This window comes from Bacteroides sp. ET336, assembly GCF_024733815.1.
Lineage (GTDB): Bacteria > Bacteroidota > Bacteroidia > Bacteroidales > Bacteroidaceae > Phocaeicola > Phocaeicola cellulolyticus.
In genome coordinates this window covers 1-924 of sequence record NZ_JANRHK010000046.1, presented here as the reverse complement: position 1 = coordinate 924, position 924 = coordinate 1, and the positions used below count along the sequence as shown (strand labels likewise).

1 protein-coding gene and 1 pseudogene are annotated in these 924 nt (G+C 40.3%); both read right to left on the bottom strand.

Translation table 11 applies throughout. The features are described from left to right. Window positions 1-441, bottom strand: a pseudogene (locus tag NW213_RS16730) (IS66 family transposase); the annotation flags it as partial. A 90-nt stretch (window positions 442-531) separates the two neighbouring features. Further along, a partial coding sequence (gene tnpB, locus NW213_RS16725) for an IS66 family insertion sequence element accessory protein TnpB (RefSeq protein ID WP_258323473.1) occupies window positions 532-924 on the bottom strand: 393 nt, incomplete at its 5' end.

The following is a 924-nucleotide window of genomic DNA, read 5'->3' as shown; positions in this document are numbered from 1 at the left end:
ATCATGCTTTCCTTTTACAGTCTTTTTACGGTCAATGCCTTTGAGGCTTTTGGAAGAAGCGTATGTCTGGGTGTTCATAAGTGAAAGACGCTCGACAAGGGCATTATGCTTCTTCTCAAGCTTTTTGTATTCCTTTAACTGCATCTTATATTCAAGAACAACCTTCTCGGCATTGCTGTTTGCCTTTAGCAAGGCTTTCAAAAGAGAGGCATTCTCACGTTTGACTTCCTTCAGGTCTTTTCCTATTTCATCAAGTCTTGCTATCATTTCATCAAGCTGCTTGCTCTTGTTCTGATTCTCCTCAAACAGGAACAGGGCGAACCTCTTTATCTGCTCATTATCCATTCCTTCAAGGGGCGTATGCTCCTTTTCGGGTCTGTTCATCATCTCTTCAAGATGCTTCTGTCTGAGTATGTGTTCTATGAGTTCCTCTGTTTCCATGTTCTCTAAATTTTATGTAAAGATACTCATTTTTAATGAGATATACAAACATTTAGAGACTTTTTATCGCTGATTATCAGAACTTTATCATTAAATTCTTATGCTCGTTATTACCGGAGTTTCAAGTATTGTGACCAGGTCTTTCCAGTCTATTTTATATATTGTCACATCGTCCTTACGCTCTATTTTCATGAACTTGTAGCCCTTGATGAAGGACTTCTCATGAAGGTAGTAGGCATTGCGCTCATAGTGTATCATACGAACCTTGCGCTGGTCTTTAGACATAAACATGTAAACGTCTCCGTTCAGCGGATCTCGGTGATATCTGCCGCGGATTATCTCGCATATACGCTGGGCCTTGCATCTCATGTCATGAAGTTCAGGAAGATAATAGAAGTTATGCAGTCCGTTTATACTTAGCATAAGCCCTCCAGTTTCTCCACCAGTGTTTTCAGCCCCTGATAGTCTAAGCCTTTCTTTTGT